The organism is Streptomyces sp. SID8352 (genome assembly GCF_009862265.1).
GTDB lineage: Bacteria > Actinomycetota > Actinomycetes > Streptomycetales > Streptomycetaceae > Streptomyces.
Genome location: NZ_WWGX01000043.1, coordinates 1 through 19188, shown reverse-complemented (window position 1 = coordinate 19188; position 19188 = coordinate 1). Strand labels below are relative to the sequence as shown.

15 protein-coding genes, 1 rRNA gene, 1 pseudogene and 1 riboswitch are annotated in these 19188 nt (G+C 72.4%); of the genes and pseudogenes, 3 read left to right on the top strand and 14 right to left on the bottom strand.

Annotation, left to right across the window (positions count from 1 at the left end; all coding sequences use genetic code 11):
- Positions 1–134: 134 nt before the first annotated feature.
- Positions 135–875 carry a type II CAAX endopeptidase family protein gene (locus GTY84_RS14555; RefSeq protein ID WP_161226946.1) on the bottom strand — a complete coding sequence of 247 codons (741 nt, stop codon included), beginning with the start codon at positions 873–875 and terminating at the stop codon, positions 135–137.
- A gap of 520 nt (positions 876–1395) precedes the next feature.
- Positions 1396–2913, bottom strand: a complete 1518-nt coding sequence (locus tag GTY84_RS14550) for a glutamate--cysteine ligase (RefSeq protein ID WP_161226685.1) — start codon at positions 2911–2913, stop codon at positions 1396–1398.
- 565 nt (positions 2914–3478) lie between these two features.
- On the opposite strand from GTY84_RS14550, the gene GTY84_RS14545 reads away from it, so the two are divergent.
- Together GTY84_RS14545 and GTY84_RS14540 are read left to right on the top strand one after the other, a co-directional pair.
- Positions 3479–4075: a hypothetical protein gene (locus tag GTY84_RS14545; RefSeq protein WP_161226684.1), complete on the top strand. Its 597-nt coding sequence runs from the start codon at positions 3479–3481 to the stop codon at positions 4073–4075.
- Positions 4076–4389: 314 nt separating this feature from the next.
- A complete protein-coding gene (locus GTY84_RS14540) occupies positions 4390–4593 on the top strand; it encodes a DUF5999 family protein (RefSeq protein ID WP_161226683.1) in 204 nt (67 codons plus the stop codon).
- Between the two features lie 131 nt (positions 4594–4724).
- On the opposite strand, the gene gcvP is transcribed toward GTY84_RS14540, so the two are convergent.
- The gene (gene gcvP, locus GTY84_RS14535) at positions 4725–7610 is read right to left on the bottom strand and encodes an aminomethyl-transferring glycine dehydrogenase (protein WP_161226682.1); all 2886 of its coding nucleotides are present in this window, start codon (positions 7608–7610) and stop codon (positions 4725–4727) included.
- 180 nt (positions 7611–7790) lie between these two features.
- Positions 7791–7886: riboswitch (glycine riboswitch) on the bottom strand.
- Between the two features lie 157 nt (positions 7887–8043).
- On the opposite strand from gcvP, the gene GTY84_RS14530 reads away from it, so the two are divergent.
- Positions 8044–8421, top strand: a complete 378-nt coding sequence (locus GTY84_RS14530) for a PRC-barrel domain-containing protein (RefSeq protein ID WP_345943432.1) — start codon at positions 8044–8046, stop codon at positions 8419–8421.
- A gap of 269 nt (positions 8422–8690) precedes the next feature.
- On the opposite strand, the pseudogene GTY84_RS14525 reads toward GTY84_RS14530, so the two are convergent.
- The 11 genes and pseudogenes from GTY84_RS14525 to rrf all read right to left on the bottom strand — a co-directional run.
- Positions 8691–10085: pseudogene (locus GTY84_RS14525) on the bottom strand (DNA polymerase IV); the annotation flags it as partial.
- Positions 10086–10167: 82 nt separating this feature from the next.
- On the bottom strand, positions 10168–10815 hold the full coding sequence (locus tag GTY84_RS14520; protein WP_161226679.1) for a MerR family transcriptional regulator: 648 nt from the start codon (positions 10813–10815) through the stop codon (positions 10168–10170).
- Between the two features lie 160 nt (positions 10816–10975).
- Positions 10976–11449: a bifunctional nuclease family protein gene (locus GTY84_RS14515; protein ID WP_161226678.1), complete on the bottom strand. Its 474-nt coding sequence runs from the start codon at positions 11447–11449 to the stop codon at positions 10976–10978.
- Between the two features lie 98 nt (positions 11450–11547).
- On the bottom strand, positions 11548–12285 hold the full coding sequence (locus GTY84_RS14510) for a MerR family transcriptional regulator (RefSeq protein ID WP_161226677.1): 738 nt from the start codon (positions 12283–12285) through the stop codon (positions 11548–11550).
- Between the two features lie 40 nt (positions 12286–12325).
- On the bottom strand, positions 12326–13252 hold the full coding sequence (locus GTY84_RS14505) for an FHA domain-containing protein (RefSeq protein WP_161226676.1): 927 nt from the start codon (positions 13250–13252) through the stop codon (positions 12326–12328).
- Positions 13253–13313: 61 nt separating this feature from the next.
- Positions 13314–14147 carry a DUF881 domain-containing protein gene (locus GTY84_RS14500; protein ID WP_161226675.1) on the bottom strand — a complete coding sequence of 278 codons (834 nt, stop codon included), beginning with the start codon at positions 14145–14147 and terminating at the stop codon, positions 13314–13316.
- A gap of 5 nt (positions 14148–14152) precedes the next feature.
- Positions 14153–14485: a small basic family protein gene (locus GTY84_RS14495; RefSeq protein WP_003977440.1), complete on the bottom strand. Its 333-nt coding sequence runs from the start codon at positions 14483–14485 to the stop codon at positions 14153–14155.
- Positions 14482–15381: a DUF881 domain-containing protein gene (locus GTY84_RS14490; RefSeq protein ID WP_202551145.1), complete on the bottom strand. Its 900-nt coding sequence runs from the start codon at positions 15379–15381 to the stop codon at positions 14482–14484. Before GTY84_RS14490 ends, GTY84_RS14495 begins: the two co-directional genes overlap by 4 nt.
- 212 nt (positions 15382–15593) lie before the next feature.
- Positions 15594–18089 carry a mannose-1-phosphate guanyltransferase gene (locus tag GTY84_RS14485; RefSeq protein WP_161226674.1) on the bottom strand — a complete coding sequence of 832 codons (2496 nt, stop codon included), beginning with the start codon at positions 18087–18089 and terminating at the stop codon, positions 15594–15596.
- Between the two features lie 101 nt (positions 18090–18190).
- Positions 18191–18814 carry a CDP-alcohol phosphatidyltransferase family protein gene (locus GTY84_RS14480; protein ID WP_161226673.1) on the bottom strand — a complete coding sequence of 208 codons (624 nt, stop codon included), beginning with the start codon at positions 18812–18814 and terminating at the stop codon, positions 18191–18193.
- Positions 18815–18926: 112 nt separating this feature from the next.
- Positions 18927–19043 (bottom strand): 5S ribosomal RNA (gene rrf / locus GTY84_RS14475).
- Positions 19044–19188 lie beyond the last annotated feature (145 nt).

Sequence of the window (19188 nt, the reverse complement as noted above, 5' to 3'; positions counted from 1 at the left end):
GGAAGGGGCCCGGCGGCGGGACGGGAGCCCCGGACCCGTGAACGGGGCACGGGGCGTACCCCGGGGCGGCGCGTACGCCCCGGGGAGCACCGCGCGGCCGTACGCGCCCCGCCGGGCCGGCCGTCGCCGCCCCGTCAGGCCGTGGGCAGCCAGCCCACCTTGCCGGCCAGCAGGCCGTATCCCACGAAGGCCCCGATGTCGAGCAGCGAGTGCGCCACGACGAGCGGGCCCACCCGGCCCCACCGGCGGTACAGGTACACGAAGACGACGCCCATCACCACGTTGCCGATGAAGCCGCCGATGCCCTGGTAGAGGTGGTACGACCCGCGCAGCACCGCACTGCCCGCCATCGACGCGCGCGGCGACCAGCCGAGCTGGTCGAGGCGGCGCAGCAGGTAGCCGACGACGATGACCTCCTCCAGCACCGAGTTCTGCACCGCGGAGAGGATCAGCACGGGGTACTTCCACCAGACGGAGGGCAGCGCCTCGGGCACGACGGTGAGGTTGAACCCGAGGCCGCGTGCGGCCAGGTAGAAGGCGATGCCGGTGCTGCCGATGGCGGCGGCGACCAGCGCGCCCCGGCCGAGGTCGGTCCGGGGCCGGGTGCGGTCGAAACCGAGCGTGCGCAGGCTCTGCCGTTCGCGCAGCAGGAAGTGGGCGACGAGCGCGACGGGGACGAGGGCCGTGGTGATCCCGAACAGCTGCCAGGCCAGATCCAGCCAGGGGCGGCCCGGGGCGGCGGAGGCGTTGAGGGTGGCGGCCTGGTCCTTGAGGCCGCCGGGCCGGGTGACCGAGCCGATGAAACTGATCAGGGCGGAGACGCCGCTCGCGCCGAGCGAGAGGGCCAGCACCAGCACCGTCTCGTCGCGCAGCATCCGGCGCCGGACCGTCCCGTCCACGGGGAGGGACTCCTCCGGGTAGGCCCGCCCAGGGGATGTTTCCGCCACCGTTCCGCCTCCGCCATGCGCACGTGCCTCGTCCGGGCATCACAGCTTGCCCGATCAGTATGGGCCGCCGGACACCGGGCCCGGCGAAACGCACCGGCACCGCCCCGCGGCGCCCGGACGGGTCGGCCGCCGGGCACCGCCCCGCCGCCCCGGCCCGTCCGGGCGCGTTCGCGCCCGCGCCGTCTCCTCCCGTCCCGGCATCCGGGCGCCGGTGCGGGCACGGGGCGAGTGCGGACAGGGGGGCCGGTGCGGGCACGGGCCCGGTACGGGCACCGGGGCCGGTACGGGCACCGGGGCCGGTACGGGCACCGGGGCCGGTACGGGCNCCGGTACGGGCACCGGGGCCGGTACGGGCACCGGGGCCGGTACGGGCACCGGGGCCGGTACGGGCGCGGCCCTGCCGGGCCCGGCCTCCGACAGCCGGGCGGCACGCGCCCGTCGCCGGTCCTCAGCGCGACGGGGTCGCCTCGAAGACGCCCACCGGCCACTGGTGCACCGGCGCGCCGTCGTGCATCAGCTCCCGGTACCGCCGTGTCGTGGCGGCCAGCGCCTCCTCCCTGGTCAGCCCGGTCTCCCGGGCGTGGTGGAAGGTGGCCGCCTGCCAGGTCGCGCCGTTGACCCGGCGGCGGCACCGCTCCTCGATCACCCCGAGGTAGAGGTCCCGGTCGGCGGGCTCCACGCCCCAGGCGTCCAGCCCGGCGGCGGCCAGCGGCAGCAGTTCGTCACGGACCAGGACGGCCGCGTCGACCCGGGTGGTGCCCCCCAGCCTGCCCCGCCGGGGCCATTCGAAGCGGGCCTCGATGCCGTGGCGGCACGCGGCGTCGAAGTTGGCGGCCGCCGCCTCGAAGGGCAGCCGGGTCCACACCGGCCGGGGCTCCTCCGCCAGGGCGCGCACGACGCCGTAGTAGAAGGCGGCGTTGGCGATGACGTCGACCACGGTCGGCCCCGCGGGCAGGACCCGGTTCTCGACGCGCAGATGGGGCACGCCGTCGGCTACGTCGTACACCGGGCGGTTCCAGCGGTAGACCGTGCCGTTGTGCAGGACGAGTTCGGCGAGCCGGGGGACGCCGCCCGCGTCCAGCACCTCCAGCGGGTCCTCGTCGTCGCAGATCGGCAGCAGCGCCGGGTAGTACCGCCGGTTCTCCTCGAACAGGTCGTACGCCGAGGTCACCCAGCGCTCGCCGAACCAGGTGCGCGGGCGCACCCCCTGGGCCTGGAGCTCCGGCGGCCGGGTGTCGGTGGACTGCTGGAACAGCGGCGGCCGGGACTCGCGCCACAGCTCCCGGCCGAACAGGAACGGCGCGTTGGCGCCGAGGGCGATCTGCGGGCCCGCGACGGCCTGCGCCGCGTTCCACACGTCCGCGAAACGGTCGGGGGTGACCTGGAGATGGAGTTGTACGGAGGTACACGCGGCTTCGGGGGCGATGGACTTCGATGTGCAGACGAGGCGCTCGATGCCGTCGATGTCGAGGGTGAATTCCTCTCCGCGGGCCGCCACCATCTGGTCGTTGAGCAGGGCGTAGCGGTCGACGGCGGAGAGGTTGGAGGAGACCAGGTCGTCCCGGTCGAGGGTCGGCAGAATTCCGATCATCGCGATTCCCGCGTCGATCTCGCCGGCCTTCCGGTCCGCATACGCCAGTGACGTGCGGATCTCCTCGGCGAGCCGGTCGAATACCCGGCCGCCGAGCCGGTGCGGTGCCACGTTCACTTCCAGATTGAACATCGCGAGTTCCGTCTGGAAGTCACGGCTCGCGATCCGTTCGAGGACTTGCGCATTCAACATTCTCGGCATCCCGTCGGCACCCACGAGATTCAGTTCGATCTCCAGCCCCATCAGGTTCTTGGGGCGGTCGAATCGTTTCTCCGCAAGGAGCCGTTCCAGACCCGTCAGGCACCGCTGGAGCTTGTCGCGGTAGCGCTGTCGATCGGACAGGTCGAACTGACCCGCCACGACCTTCTCGCCCATGGAAGCGTCCCTTCTCCTGACGGTGCGGGGCTGATCCGGCGGCCGGTGCGCCGGTCAGGGTGGATGATGCCCAGCCCGGGCGATCGATAACGTCCCCACGCGGCCCCGGCAGCCGCTACGCTGTGTCCGGGTGACCGGTGGCACATTCACCGGGCATGACGGGGATACGGATTCCGGGGTCCCGACCCGTAAATCGCGTAAAATGTCGCCGACATTCGGCCGACCGTTCGGTGAACATTCCCCGAGGTCATCGCCTCACACCCGTTCGGAAATCTGGATTTATCCCGCAAATCGACGACCTGATGCGCACTTGTTCTCCTTACCGGGAACGGCTACCCGAAACCCGTTCCGAACACGTGTCGTATAAACTTCCCGCATACGGCAGCAGACCGGCGTCCGCGGTCGAGGGACCGATCCTGTCGACGGCACCGGCGCCCGGCAGGCCCCGTCCCCCTCAGCTCTCCCGGACCCCGGGCTCCTCCCGTCCCCACCTCGTGAGCTGACAGCGTCGTCCGCCCCGCTCTCCCCTCGTGCCGCCGTGCCTTCGAATGAGAGGCGACCCATCATGCCGCTGCATGTCCCCCCGGCTCCCGCGCCCGCCCTGCGCACCGTCCGGACGGCGCTCTCGTCGCCCGCCGCGGCCCGCGAGGCCCGCACCCCCGCCCTGCTCGACGGCCGGGGCCCGGCCGTGCCCGAACTGGCCCTGCCCGTCCACGTCCTGGAGGCGGCCACCGCCGAGGGTGTGACCCGGACCCGGCTCACCGGCTGGCGCTTCCTGCTCCGCCGGGGCGAGGTCGCGGTGGCGGCGGCGGAGACCGTCCTGACCGCGGACGGCTGGAGGTTCTCGCACTTCTTCGAGGGCCCCTACGTCACCTCGACCGAACACGCCCTGCGCCAGGCGGAGTCGCTGCCCGAGCCCTACCAGCCGCGGCTGCTGTCCGTGCCCGGCCTGTACATGCTCACGCTGTGGCTGCACGGCGACTGCGCCACCGACGCCGGCACCGGCCGCCCCGCCCCCGCCGATCTGCTCGTCCCGCTGGCGCCGGCCCCTCCGGGCATCGCCGCCCACCGGCCGCACCAGGTCGCCGAGCTGTTGCCGGTCCTGACCCACCGGGTGACCCGGACCCCGCTCCTGCACACCCCGGCAGGAGCACCGCGGTGAGGTGATCCGGTCACGGCGCCGGCCGCCGGGGCGACGTCCCCGGCGGCCGGCGGACCGTGTGGCGTAGTCCCTCCGGGCCATCCCGCACCACCCGGACGGAGGATGCGGCGGGACCGGGCCGCCCGCCGGGGTGACACGTTCCCCACGGGTGGGCAGCGGTCCGCCGAAATGCCTGCGGATCGGCGCCCGCGGGGCAACACTGGGGTTCCGACCGACTCATCACCACGGGGGTGGCGGCCATGAACGACGCTTCACGCCGCGGAACGGACCGGACAGCACACCCACCCATCACCTCGGAGCGAGAGATCCCGCCCATGTGCCAGCACCAGCCAGCCTGCCCGACAGCCGACTCCGCGGACCGGGAGTCCGCGCGCCTCGTGGCGCACCACCCGGAACAGGGCTGGAGCCTGCTGTGCAACGGCGTCGTCCTCTTCGAGGACACCGGCGAACTGCTGCCGGACGGGCGGGCCATCGCCCCGCGCAGGCCCCTCGGCACGGGGCTGGTGGCGGCCGCCTGAGCACCGGGGTCCCGCCCGGTGCTCCGAACGGGTGAGGGCCCCGCCGCGCCGTCCGGCGCGGCGGGGCCCTCACCCCGTGGTGGACGGCACCCGTCCCGCCCGTCCGGCGGTACCGGCGCCCGTCCGGTCCGTCAGTCCTCGTACGCCTCCAGCGGCGGGCAGGAGCAGACGAGGTTGCGGTCGCCGTAGGCCTGGTCGACGCGGCGCACCGGCGGCCAGTACTTGTCCGCGGCACTCACCCCGGCCGGGAAAACGGCCTCCTCGCGCGAGTAGGCGTGGTCCCAGTCACCGCCGAGGGCGGCGGCGGTGTGCGGAGCGGCGCGCAGCGGGTTGTCCTCGGCCGGCCAGGCGCCGGAGCCGACCTTCTCGATCTCCGCGCGGATGGCGATCATGGCGTCGCAGAAGCGGTCCAGCTCGGCCAGGTCCTCGGACTCGGTCGGCTCGATCATCAGCGTGCCGGGCACCGGGAAGGACATCGTCGGCGCGTGGAAGCCGTAGTCGATGAGCCGCTTGGCGACGTCGTCGACGCTCACCCCGGTCGTCCGGGTCAGCTCGCGCAGGTCGATGATGCACTCGTGGGCGACCAGACTTCCCGGTCCGGTGTAGAGGACCGGGAAGTGCGGCTCCAGCCGCTTGGCGATGTAGTTGGCGGACAGCACGGCCACCTGGGTGGCCCGCTTGAGCCCCTCGCCGCCCATCAGCCGGACGTACGACCAGGAGATGGGCAGGATGCCCGCCGAGCCCCACGGGGCCGCCGAGACCGGGCCCACACCCGTCGCCGGACCGGCCGCGGCCTGGAGCGGGTGGTTCGGCAGGTACGGCGCCAGGTGCGAGCGCACGGCCACCGGGCCGACGCCGGGGCCGCCGCCGCCGTGCGGGATGCAGAACGTCTTGTGCAGGTTCAGGTGGGAGACGTCCCCGCCGAAGTGGCCCGGCTTGGCGAGGCCGACCAGGGCGTTGAGGTTGGCGCCGTCCACGTAGACCTGGCCGCCCGCGTCGTGGACCCGGGCGCAGATGTCGGCGACGTGCTCCTCGAAGACGCCGTGGGTGGAGGGGTAGGTGATCATCAGCACGGCCAGCTCGTCGCGGTGCTTCTCGATCTTGGCCCGCAGGTCCTCGACGTCGACCTCGCCGTCCTCGGCGGTCCGGACCACGACGACCTTCATGCCGGCCATCACGGCGCTGGCCGCGTTGGTGCCGTGCGCGGAGGAGGGGATCAGGCAGACCGTGCGCTTCTCTTCGCCGTTGGCGCGGTGGTAGCCGCGCACCGCGAGCAGACCGGCGAACTCGCCCTGCGAACCGGCGTTGGGCTGGAGCGAGACCGTGTCGTACCCGGTGACCTCCGCGAGCCGCTCCTCCAGCTCGCGGATGAGCGTCAGATAGCCCTGTGCCTGCTCGGCGGGGGCGAAGGGGTGCAGCGCGCCGAACTCGGGCCAGGTGACCGGCTCCATCTCGGTGGTCGCGTTGAGCTTCATGGTGCACGAGCCCAGCGGGATCATGCCGCGGTCCAGGGCGTAGTCCCGGTCCGCGAGGCGGCGCAGGTAGCGCAGCATCGCGGTCTCGGAGCGGTGCTGGTGGAAGACGGGGTGGGTGAGGAAGTCGTCGGAGCGCAGCAGCTCACCGGGGAGCGCGTCGGCGGCGGACGCGTCCAGCTCCTCGATGTCCGCCTCGACGCCGAAGGCGCTCCACACGCCGCCGACCTGGGCGCGCGTGGTGGTCTCGTCGCAGGCGAAGGAGACGTGGTCGGCGTCGGCCCGCCACAGGTTGAGGCCGTTGTCACGGGCGGCGTTCACGATCTCGGCGGCCCGGCCCGGCACCCGCGCGGTGACCGTGTCGAAGTAGGCGCCGTGGACGATCTCCACACCGCCCGCGGCGAGCCCGGCGGCGGTGAGGGCCGCGTAGCGGTGGGTGCGCCGGGCGATGGAGCGCAGCCCCTCGGGCCCGTGGTAGACGGCGTACATGCCGGCCATGACGGCGAGCAGGACCTGCGCGGTGCAGATGTTGCTGGTGGCCTTCTCGCGGCGGATGTGCTGCTCGCGGGTCTGCAGGGCGAGCCGGTAGGCGCGGTCGCCGTCGGCGTCGACGGAGACGCCGACGAGGCGGCCGGGCAGGCTGCGGGCGAACTTCTCGTGGACGGCCATGTAGCCGGCGTGCGGGCCGCCGAAGCCCATCGGGACGCCGAAGCGCTGCGTGGTGCCGACGGCGATGTCGGCGCCCAGCTCGCCGGGCGGGGTCAGCAGGGTGAGGGCGAGGAGGTCGGCGGCGACGGTGACGAGGGCGCCGAGTTCGTGGGCCCGGTCGATCACGGGCCCGAGGTCGCGGACGGCACCGGAGGCACCCGGGTACTGGAGCAGGACGCCGTTGATCTCCCGCTCGGCGACCTCGGCGGGGATGCCGTCGCTGAGGTCGGCGACGACGACCTCGACACCGGTGGGTTCGGCGCGGGTGCGGATGACGGCGACGGTCTGCGGCAGGGCGTCCGCGTCGACGAGGAACAGGCCCTTCTTGTTCCTGCCCATGCGCCGGGAGAGAGCCATCGCCTCGGCGGCGGCGGTGCCCTCGTCGAGCAGCGAGGCGCCGGAGGTGGGCAGCCCGGTGAGGTCGGCGACCATCGTCTGGAAGTTGAGCAGGGCCTCCAGGCGGCCCTGGGAGATCTCCGGCTGGTACGGCGTGTAGGCGGTGTACCAGGCCGGGTTCTCCATGACGTTGCGCAGGATGACCGGCGGGGTGAAGGTGCCGTAGTAGCCGAGGCCGATCATGGAGTCGAGGACCTGGTTGCGCTCGGCCAGGGAGCGCAGTTCAGCCAGCACCTCGGCCTCGGAGCGGGCCTCCGGCAGGTTCAGCGCCTCGGCGTTCTTGATGACGTCCGGCACGGCGGCGGCCGTGAGGTCGTCCAGCGAGCCGTAGCCGACCTGCGCGAGCATCTTGGCCCGGGCCTCGTGGTCGGGGCCGATGTGACGCTGCTCGAACGGCGCGGCCTGTTCGAGCCGGGCGAGCGGAATGCGGTGGGCGGTCATTGCGGAGGCCTCCTGGTCTGACGCGACCTGCGAGGGCACCACGGCTCGGGTGCCCGGACGGCCTCCCCCTCTGTCATCTCAACCTGAGAGTTTCACCGGGGGCCGTCCTGGGACGGTCACCGGCTTTCACCGTCGGTGAGGGCGGACGCCGTCGACACCCGCCCTGCTTTCCAGAGTGACCTCGTCCGTGCGGTACGTGGGCCTGAGAGATTCCGGGGAGGAGTTGCTCCTTCGGCGCCTCCGATGGTGTCTGGAGGACTCTCCCGCACGGGGTCAGCGGCCACCTGCCAGCTTACCAGCGAGAACGTCGAACAACCCTTCGAGCACCCGGACCGCCGCCGAGTGGCCGACCGGGCCAAAGTGCACTTTCGTATGACCGAAAGGATGTTTCACCGGACGGTCCGCGACCCCGGTGCGACCCAGTGGAGGGCCCGTGCGTACCGACATAGATCCGCGCAGTCTGATCGGCCGCAAGGCGTTCGACCGCGGCGGGACCCGGATCGGCACCGTCGACGAGGTCTATCTCGACGACGCCACCGGGCTGCCCGAGTGGGCGGCCATCCGCACCGGCCTGTTCAGCCGGGACGCCTTCGTGCCCCTGGAGCCCAGCGAGCTGGTGGACGGCACCCTGCGGGTGCCCTTCGACCGGGCCCTGATCAAGGAGGCCCCGGACTTCGGCGTCGGGCGCCACCTCTCGCCGGAGCAGGAGCTCCAGCTCTACCACCACTACGGTCTCGACGTGGCCGCCGGCCCCCTGCCGCCGGACCGCGACTTCGGGAAGCTGGCGGGCCGGGGCAACGAGGAGTCCTGACCTCCGCGGTCCTCACCTCCCCCGGCGCCGCCTCCCCCGCGCCCCCGTGCGCCGCCCCCCGCGTCGCCCCGCCCCGGGGCACCGCTCCCCCGGTCCGCGGCCGCCCCGGCGCCCTCTCCCCCGGCTCCGCCGTCCGGCGCGCTCCCCGCGCCGCCGGGCGCCGGCGCGCCTGCCCGGCCGTCCGGTGGCAGTGAGTGCCCGTCGCCGTACGGCGTCCTCCCCCCGTCGTCCCGCGCCCAGCCCCCGTCCCGGCCGCCCCCGGACCCGCCGGAGGCCGGTACGGCCAGAGGGGACCCCGGTCCGGCCGGGTACTCCTGCCCGGCCGACGGAACCGTCTCGACCAGCGGCAGCGGTTCGGCCGGTGCCAGGCCGGGGTCGTCCACGGCGAAGGTCCGCACCCGGCCGGGCGGCGAGTACGGCGTCTCGAAGCGCACGGTGACCCTCCCGACGCCGCTGCCCTGCACCCACCCGTGCCCGTGCTCCGCGTGGCGCACATCGTGCCCCGACGGCCAGCGGCGCTCGGCGGGGACCTCCGGCCGCTCCTCGGCGGGCCCCTCGTCCGCCTCCTCCTCGGCCTCCGCCGCGCGCTCGCCCGCGGCCTGGGCGAACAGGTCCTCCTGCGTGTAGTCGGCGAGCCCGGTGACCCCCACGCCGAGCAGCCGCACCCCTCCGGTGGTGTCCACGGAGTCCAGCAGCCGGGCCGCCGCCTCCCGCACCACCGCCGGATCGTCCGTCGGCCCGCGCAGCGTCTCGGAGCGGGTCAGCGTGGAGAAGTCGTAGCGCCGCACCTTGAGCACGATGGTCCGCCCGGACAGCCCGGACCCGCGCAGCCTGCGCACGCACCGCTCGGCCAGCCGCCGCACCTCCGTGCCGACCCGCACCCGGTCGTGGATGTCCACGTCGTAGGTGTCCTCGACCGACACCGACTTGGTCTCCCGCTCGGCCACCACCGGCCGCTCGTCGCGCGCCAGCGCCATGGCGTACAGCGCGTGCCCGTGGGCCCTGCCCAGCAGCCGGACCAGCTCGTCCTCGCCCGCCTCGGCCAGCTCCCCGACCGTGGCGATGCCCGCCCGGCGCAGGTGGTCGCCGGTGGCCGGTCCCACGCCGGGCAGGGTGCGCACGGGCATCGGCTCCAGCAGGGACCGCTCGGTGCCGGGACGGACCAGCACCAGCCCGTCGGGCTTGGCCTCCTCGGAGGCGATCTTGGCGAGCATCTTGGAGGCGGCCAGCCCCACGGACCCGGTCAGCCCGGTGACCGCCCGGATGTCCCGGCGCAGCTTCTCCCCCGCCAGCCGCGCCGACGCCTCGTCCCGGGCCGCTCCGGCGGCCTCCAGGTCCACGAACGCCTCGTCCAGGCTCAGCGGCTCCACGAGCGGCGACAGCAGCCGCAGCAGCCGCATCACCTGCTCGCTGACCGAGCGGTACAGCGCGAAGCGCGGGACGAGGTACGCCGCGTGCGGCGCGAGCCGGCGGGCCTGGCCCATCGGCATCGCCGAGTGCACCCCGAAGACCCTGGCCTCGTAGGACGCCGTGGCCACCACGCCGCGCGGTCCGAGCCCGCCCACGACCACGGCCTTCCCGCGCAGGCTCGGCTTGGACGCCTGTTCCACCGAGGCGTAGAAGGCGTCCATGTCGAGGTGCAGGATCGTGGGTGCGGTTCTCACTCCTCCGATGCTGCCCCACGGCACTGACAACGGCACCGGGGCGGCCCCGCGCCCAAGGGCGGTCACCGGGCCGCCCCCGGGCTCACACCGCCCGGTTGCGGCGCCGGGCCAGCTCGTCCGCGGGGTGGTGGCCGACCAGGGTCTCCCCGGTGTCCACCCGCTCGCCGTGCAGCTGGGACAGCGCGCTCTCGACATCCCGCCAGACCACGCCCACGGCGATGCCGAAGATGCCCTGGCCGCCCTGGAGCAGGGAGTGCACCTCGTCCGGCGAGGTGCACTCGTAGACCGTGGCGCCGTCGCACATCAGCGTCATCCGCTCCAGGTCCCTGAAGCCCCGGTCCCGCAGGTGCCGGACGGTGGTGCGGATGTTCTGCAGCGACACCCCGGTGTCCAGGAACCGCTTGACGATCTTCAGCACGACGACGTCGCGGAAGCTGTACAGGCGCTGGGTGCCGGACCCGTGGGCCGGCCGCACACTGGGCTCGACGAGGCCCGTACGGGCCCAGTAGTCGAGCTGCCGATAGGTGATGCCCGCTGCCGCGCAGGCCGTCGGGCCGCGGTAGCCGATCTGCTCGGACGTCATGGCCGTCGCCCCTCCGCTGCCCGGCACGGCCGGGGACCGCTGCGGAACGGGGTCGGCCGCGCCCTGGTGGAGCCCGTAGGGACCGCCCACCCCGAGACCTCGGCCGGGGGTGGTGTCCCCGGCCGTACCGTCGCCGCTGATCCTCACGCCGACCTCCGTCCTTGACCTGCCTCCTCGACGGTAGGCAGTCACCAAGGGTGCGTCAACGATCGCCACACTCGGCACGCCGAGTGATAATCACCCTTCGAGTGGTTTCGCGTGACCCACCACCGGGAAAGGCTAGTCGAATGCGGCCCGGCGGGGGCGGTCACTGGTTACCGCTGCCGAAGTCCTCCGGCGAGATCTGGTCGAGGAACTCGCGGAACTTCTCGACCTCGTCCTCCTGCTCGTCCGGGATCGCGATGCCCGCGTCGTCCAGCACCTCGTCGGTGCCGTAGATCGGGGTACCGGTGCGCAGGGCCAGCGCTATCGCGTCGGACGGCCGCGCGCTGACCTCGACCCCGCTGGCGAAGACCAGTTCGGCGAAGAAGACCCCCTCGCGCAGGTCCGTGATGCGCACCTCGGTGAGCTCCTGGCCGACGGCCTCCAGCACGTCCTTGAACAGGTCGTGGGTCAGCGGCCGGGCGGGGGCCATGCCCTGCTGGGCGAAGGCGATGGCCGTCGCCTCCCCCGGCCCGATCCAGATGGGGAGGTAGCGGTCGCCGCCCACCTCGCGCAACAGCACGATCGGTTGGTTGGAGGGCATCTCGACCCGGACACCTACGACATCGAGCTCGTTCACACAGCAACCCTAGGCCGTGCCCGGGACGTTTGGGTAGTCGGACCGGGAACGGGTGGGCGAAACGGCCCACAGGTCCGTCCTGTTCCGGGCGGACCGGCTCAGGGCAGCCGGACCCCGAGCGCGCTGCGCACCAGCGCGGCGTGCAGCCGCACGGCCAGGCCGGCCAGCTCCTTGGTGCGGGCCTCGGCGAGGGCCCTGGTCTGCGGGTTGCGGTGGCGCTTGAGCGGGGCGACCACCTGGTCCACCAGGCCGGCCTCCCGGTCCGCGGCGGCCTTCATCACCCTCAGGTGCCGGGGCTCGATCCCGAAGCGCCCGAGCTGGACGACGAGCGAGGCCACGGTGACCGCCTCGGCGTCGTACACCCCGTCGGCCAGTGGGACGACGAGCCCGTACGACTCCCATTCGGCCAGTTCCCGCTCCTCGATCCCGGCGGCGGCCAGCAGCTCGGCCCGCCCGATGCGCGCCGCCGTGGGCCCCTCGGCGGCCTCGTGCGCCTCCTCGCCCTCCCGCGGCCGCCCCAGCGCGGGCAGCCGCACCGCCTCGCCGCGCTCCACGGCGTCCAGGTGCTCCCGGATGACCTTCAGCGGCAGGTAGTGGTCCCGCTGCATGCGCAGCACATGGCCGAGGCGCTCGACGTCGCGCGCGTCGAACTTGCGGTAGCCGGCCGGGGTCCGCCGCGGTTCGACGAGCCCCTCCGCCTCCAGGAACCGGATCTTGGAGATCGTGACGTCCGGGAACTCGTCGCGCAGCGCGTTCAGCACCGCGCCGATGCTCATCAGTCCCCGGTCCGTGGCGGCGGCGCCGTGTCCGGCACCGCCGCTCGGTGTTTGACGCATGGCCCTTCCCTGGGGTCCCCGGACGGAGCCCGGGGGCCGGTCAGTAACCTCGCTGGCTCGCGTGGAAGACCAGCCGGTACTTGCCGATCTGCACCTCGTCACCGTTGGACAGGGCGACCTGGTCGATCCGCTCGCGGTTGACGTACGTGCCGTTCAGGCTGCCGACGTCGGCCACCGTGAACGAGCCGTCCGGACCGCGCCGGAACTCCACGTGCCGACGGGAGACCGTGACGTCGTCCAGGAAGATGTCGCTCTGCGGATGACGCCCCGCGGTGGTCAGCTCCCCGTCCAGCAGGAAGCGGCTGCCCGAGTTCGGACCGCGGCGCACCACCAGGAGCGCCGAGCCCAGCGGCAGGGCGTCCACGGCGGCCTGTGCCTCGGGGGACAGCGACGGCATCGCGGTCTGCCCGGTGGCCTCGGCGTCGTACGCCTCCAGGCCCGAGATGGAGATCGTCGACGTCGTCTCGGAGGCACGCTCCGGGATCGCGCCGGGGCGCAGCGGCGCGCCGCAGTTGGAGCAGAAGCGGCTGTTCTCCGCGTTCTGGTGACCGCACCTCGTGCACACCAGGGCCGACACGGGCGCACCCCCCTGCCGCGGCTGCCCCGCCGGGGCGCCGGGCGCGTACGCGCCGGGGGCCTGCGGCTGACCGAAACCTATGCCGCCGGACTGAGCGGGGTCAACGGACGACGCGCCGTGACCACCGGCGGCACCGCCGCCGACCTGGTCCCGGAACAGCGGACGCGGCCCTTCCGCGTCGGGCTGTGCGCTATGGCGGGCGGTGGCGTTGTCGCTGCCCTCTCGCGCGCTCTTGCCGAACAACTTCGCAAACAACTTCACGGGCGATTCCCCTTGACCGAAACAGACCCGCCCGTGGGGCAGGACGAACCCTGACTGACCGCACTGGCCGACCCGGACACTCTTACAACGTCCGTCTCCACCGGACAGTTTCCACCACGCACCACCCAATCGGTGCGTCGACCCCCCGCAACCTCATGCCCTCGTCCGACGATCACCATGCACCCCCGGTTCACCGGGAGGACGACCGAGCGTAGTCAGGCCGCTTCGCTGCTCGCAAGGCGTCCACGACAATGCCGGTGGAGCGCTCGACGGTGACGGTGGCCTGTTCCTTCTCCAGAGTCTGCACCACGCCTCCCGGGATGTTGAGCGCCGGTTCCAGGTCCCGCGGCTCGCCGATGACCTGGAAACGATAGGGCGGGGTGATCTTGTTCCCGTCGACGGCCACGCTCGTGTCGGTGTCCGTCAGATAGGTGCCGGCCACCACCCGTACGCCGTTGACCTGGATCGCCTCCGCGCCGGCCGCGCGGAGCTCCTGGATCGCGTCGAGCAGCATGTCCGCCTCGACCATGCCCTTCGTGTCCTCGATCGTCATCGTGATGCCGGGTCCCTTCGCGGCCACGGTGCCCGCCAGGACACCGAGTTGCCGCTCCTTCTCCAGCGTCTGCCTGCGGGCCTCCTCCGCCTGGTCCGAGCTGTTGGCCAGCTCGTCCCGCTGCTTCTCGAGGCCCTGCTTCTCGTCTTCAAGACGTTGGGTCCGGTCGTCGAGTTCATCGAGGATGCGGACGAGATCCTCCTGGCGGGCCCCGCGCAGGGCGCTGCCGCTGTCGCTGTTGGACGCCACCTGCACGGCCAGGCCGAAGCCCAGGCCGAACAACAGCAGGGCGACGATGAGTTGGGCCCGGGTGACGCGCGGCGGCCACAACCCGGCGGCCAGCCGCTGACGGCCGGTCAGCGGCGTTCCGGCACCGCCCCCGTCCTCGTCCGGCGGGGACGGCGGCGGGGGCACCTCCGCGGGCAGTTCCTTGCGCAGGGGATGCGCGGGCAGTCCGTCGTGATCGCTCATCGGCCTCACGCCCGGAACACGTGCCGACGGATGGCCGCCGCGTTGGAGAAGATCCGGATGCCGAGGACGACCACGACGCCCGTGGAGAGCTGCGCCCCCACGCCCAGCTTGTCGCCCAGGAACACGATCAGCGCGGCGACCACGACGTTCGACAGGAACGACACCACGAAGACCTTGTCGTCGAAGATGCCGTCGAGCATGGCCCTCAGCCCGCCGAAGACGGCGTCGAGCGCCGCGACCACGGCGATCGGCAGATAGGGTTCGACGGCCGCCGGCACCTCCGGCCGGACCAGCAGTCCGGCCACGACTCCCACGACGAGGCCCAGTACGGCGATCACGATGTGCCCTTCTCGGTTATCGGCTGTGCGGTACGTACGATCACGCTCGGTGCGGCCGGGAGCCGGAGGTCGTCCTTGGCGGAGAGAGCCGTCCGGATGCCGTAGTTCTGCTGGAGGGCGTTCAGATAGAGCCCGTCGGCGCTGTCCCGGAAGCCGTCGCGGAGCCGCTCCCCGTCCCCCAGCGCGAGCACCGTGTACGGCGGCACCAGCGGCTTGTTGTCGACCAGTACGGCGTCACCGGCGGCCCTGATCGCGGACAGCGCGGTCAGCCGCCGCCCGTTGATCGAGACGGCCTCGGCGCCCGCCTCCCAGAGCCCGTTGACCACCCGCTGCATGTCCCGGTCCCGGACCCGGCCGGTGTCGGCGAACCCGGAGGTGCCGCGCGGCCGTCCGTCGCCGGCGGAGACGTCCTTGGCGTCGTCGACGACCAGCTTCACCCCGGGGCCCCGCACGGCCACGGCACCGGACAGTACGCCCATCAGATCGGAGGCGTCGTCGCCGGTGCTCGCGAGGGCCTCCCGCTGCCGGGCGCCGACCTCGGCGCGCAGCTCGTCGACCTTCCGCTCCAGCTCGTCGGCCGCCGCGGTCTCCCCCTCGACGCGGTCGATCAGCTCCTCGCGCTCCTTGGCGATGACGGGGGCCGAGACCCGGGCCTGTGCCGCGCCGACGGTGACGACCAGGGCGGCGAGGACCAGACCGGTGGCGAGCCCGAGCTTGGCGCGCAGGGTCCTGGGGAGTCCGCCGGCGCCCTCGGCGCGCTTGCGCGCGGCGGCTTCGGCGTATCCGTCGTCCAGGCTGTGGTCCATGACGTTGGTCAGCAACGACATGGAGGCGTCGGGGCGTACGGGCCGCGTGGGGGTGCTCCGAACGGGGGGTTGCTGCGGCATGCCGCACATCGTCGCACGCCGACGCCCCTACCTCCGAATGGCCCCACCCGCGCACCGGGCGGGGCGCTCGGGAGCGTCCCGCCGGCACCGGCGGGGAGGGCCGGGCGGGGCCGGAACGGGCCGGTCCGGGCATCGGAAGGAGGTGCGGGGCCGGGCCGCCCCGGGCGGGCCCCGGCCCCGGGCTCCGGCCCCGCCGCGGAGGGCGGGACGGAGCGGGCCGCCTACTGGCCGGCGCTCTCCACGATCGCCGCCCACTCGTCCAGCAGGGCCCGCGCGGAGGCGTCGTCGGGGCCCTCGGCCCACAGGTGGGTGACCGCCTCGGCCGGGTCCGGCAGGACCATGACCCAGCGGCCGTCGGACTCGACCACGCGCACCCCGTCGGTGGTGTCCACGAACCGGTCCCCGGCGGCCTCCACGACCCTCCGCATCACCAGTCCCTTGACCGCCCACGGTGTCGCCAGGTCCCGCTTGAGGACGTGGGCCCCGGGGATGCGCGCGTCGATCTGGCTCAGGGTGAGCTGTGTCCTGGCCACCAGACCGATGAGCCGGACGAAGGCGGCCGTGCCGTCGTAGACGCGGCTGAACTCGGGGACGATGAAGCCGCCCTTGCCGTCGCCGCCGAAGATGGTGCCCTCCTCGCCGCCGACCCGGGTCAGGTCGTCGGGCGAGGTGGTGGTCCACTCGACCTGGGTGCCGTGGTAGGCGGCCACCTGCTCGGCGATCCTGGTGGTGGTCACCGGCAGCGCCACCCGCCCGCTGCGCCGTTCGGCCGCGACCAGGTCCAGCATCACCAGCAGGGCCCGGTCGTCCTCGATGATCCATCCCTTCTCGTCGACGAGCGAGAGCCGCTCCCCGACCGGGTCGAACCGCACGCCGAACGCGGCCCGGGAGGACGCCACGATCTCGCCGAGGCGCACCAGCCCCGAGCGCCGCATCTCGCCGGTCTCGGTCGGCCGGGCCTCGTCCAGGCCGGGGTTGATGGTCAGCGAGTCGACGCCCAGCTTGCCCAGCAGGCTGGGCAGTACCAGCCCGGCGCTGCCGTTGGAGGCGTCGACGACGACCTTGAGGCCCGACTCCGCGATCCCGGTGGTGTCGACGTTGCGCAGCAGCGATCCGGTGTACGAGTCGAAGACGCTGGCGGGGAAGTGGAGGTCACCGATCTCACCGGGGAACGCCCGCCGGTACTCCTGCCGCGCGAACACCCGGTCGAGCTTGCGCTGACTGCCCTGGGACAGGTCGGCGCCCCGGCCGTCGAAGAACATGATGTCGACCGAGTCCGGGACCCCGGTCGTGGTGCGGATCATGATCCCGCCGGCGCTGCCCCGCGCGGTCTGCTGCCGCGCCACGGGCAGCGGCACGTTCTCCAGGTCCCGCACGTCGATGGCGCTCGCCTGGAGGGCCGAGATCACCGCCCGCTTGAGGGCCCGGGCGCCCCGGGAGTGGTCGCGGGCGGTGGTGACGGTGGACCCCTTCTTCAGGGTGGTCGCGTAGGCGCCGGCGAGCCGGACGGCCAGCTCCGGCGTGATCTCCACGTTGAGGATGCCGGAGACCCCACGGGCGCCGAAGAGGTGCGCCTGGCCCCGCGACTCCCAGATCACCGAGGTGTTGACGAAGGCGCCGGCCTCGATGGTCTTGAAGGGGTAGACGCGCACATTGCCCTGGATGATCGATTCCTCACCGACCAGGCACTCGTCGCCGATGACCGCGCCGTCCTCGACCCGGGCCGCGCGCATGATGTCCGTGTTCTTGCCGACGACGCAGCCGCGGAGGTTGCTGTGCGGTCCGACGTACACGTTGTCGTGGACGACGGCCTTGTGGAGGAAGGCACCGCTCTTGACGACCACGTTGGAGCCCACGACGGTGTGCTCGCGGATCTCCGCGCCGGCCTCGACCTTGGCGTAGTCACCGATGTAGAGGGGGCCGCGGAGCACCGCGTCGGGGTGCACCTCGGCGCCCTCGGCGACCCAGACGCCGGGGGAGATCTCGAAGCCGTCGATGTCGACGTCGACCTTGCCCTCCAGGACGTCGGCCTGGGCCTTCACATAGCTCTCGTGGGTGCCCACGTCCTCCCAGTAGCCCTCGGCGACATAGCCGTAGACGGGCTTGCCCTCCTTCATGAGCTGCGGGAAGACGTCACCGGACCAGTCCACGGGCACATCGGGGTCGACGTAGTCGAAGACCTCGGGCTCCATGACGTAGATGCCGGTGTTGACGGTGTCCGAGAAGACCTGACCCCAGGTCGGCTTCTCCAGGAAGCGTTCGACCTTTCCCTCTTCGTCGACGATGGTGATGCCGAATTCCAGCGGGTTGGGCACGCGCGTCAGACAGACGGTGACGAGCGCGCCCTTCTCCTTGTGGAAGGTGATGAGGTCGGTCAGGTCGAAGTCGGTCAGGGCGTCGCCGGAGATGACGAGGAAAGCATCGTCCTTCAGGGCCGCTTCGGCGTTCTTGACGCTTCCCGCGGTACCGAGTGGCTTCTCCTCGTTGGCATAGGTGAGTTCCATGCCGAGCTCTTCGCCGTCACCGAAGTAGTTCTTGACCAGCGAGGCCAGGAACTGGACGGTGACCACGGTCTCGTTGAGCCCATGCCGCTTGAGCAGCCGCAGCACGTGCTCCATGATCGGCCGGTTGACGACCGGCAGGAGCGGCTTGGGCATGCTTGAGGTCATGGGGCGAAGGCGTGTGCCCTCGCCTCCGGCCATCACGACGGCCTTCATGTCGGAAGCGTCCTCCTCCAAGAGATGACGGTCCAGCCGACTTCACCCGTCCTGATTGTCCCGCACATCGGGGGCGCGGGCCATCCGGCTGCCAGGGGGCCTCACGTTCGACGAGTTCGGTCGGCCGTGGTGTCCGCACGGATGAGACGGCGGACCTGCACCACGTAGAGCACTCCTGCCCACCAGTACAGGGTTGTACCCCATCCGGCGAACGCCCAGCCGAAAACGGCGGCGAGTGACGCGATCCATCCGCCCCCGTCGCTGAGCAGGAGCAACGGGAAGGCGTACATGAGATTGAAGGTGGCCGCCTTGCCGAGGAAGTTCACCTGCGGCGGCGGGTATCCGTGGCGCCGGAGCACGCCGACCATCACCAGCAGGACGGCCTCCCGCGCCAGCAGGACGAGGGTCAGCCAGAGGGGCAGGATCTCGCGCCAGGTGAGGCCGAGCAGCGTCGACAGGATGTAGAGGCGGTCGGCCGCTGGGTCGAGGAGCCGGCCGAGGCTGCTGATCTGGTTCCAGCGCCGGGCGAGCTTGCCGTCCAGGTAGTCACTGACACCGCTCAGCGCGAGCACCAGAAGTGCCCAGCCATCGCTCTTCGGGCCACCGAACTCCGGCCGGAGAATCAGCCACAGGAAGAGGGGTACGCCGAGGAGACGCGCCATGCTGAGGATGTTCGGGATGGTGAGGACCCGGTCGGTCTGCACGCGGGTCTCCTGGACCTCCACGCGGGAGCCTCCTGGACGGAAAGGGCCGATGATGCCCCCTGACCCTACCCCAACGCAAAAAAGCTCCGGCTCCCGGGTTCTTGACCCGGGAGCCGGAGCTTATTCAAAAGGAGTTCGGCGGCGTCCTACTCTCCCACAGGGTCCCCCCTGCAGTACCATCGGCGCTGTAGAGCTTAGCTTCCGGGTTCGGAATGTAACCGGGCGTTTCCCCTACGCTATGACCACCGAAACACTATGAAACACAACCCGCAACCCCAAATCAGGGGCCGGTCGTTCGTGGTTTCAGAACCAACACAGTGGACGCGAGCAACTGAGGACAAGCCCTCGGCCTATTAGTACCAGTCAACTCCACACCTCACGGTGCTTCCATATCT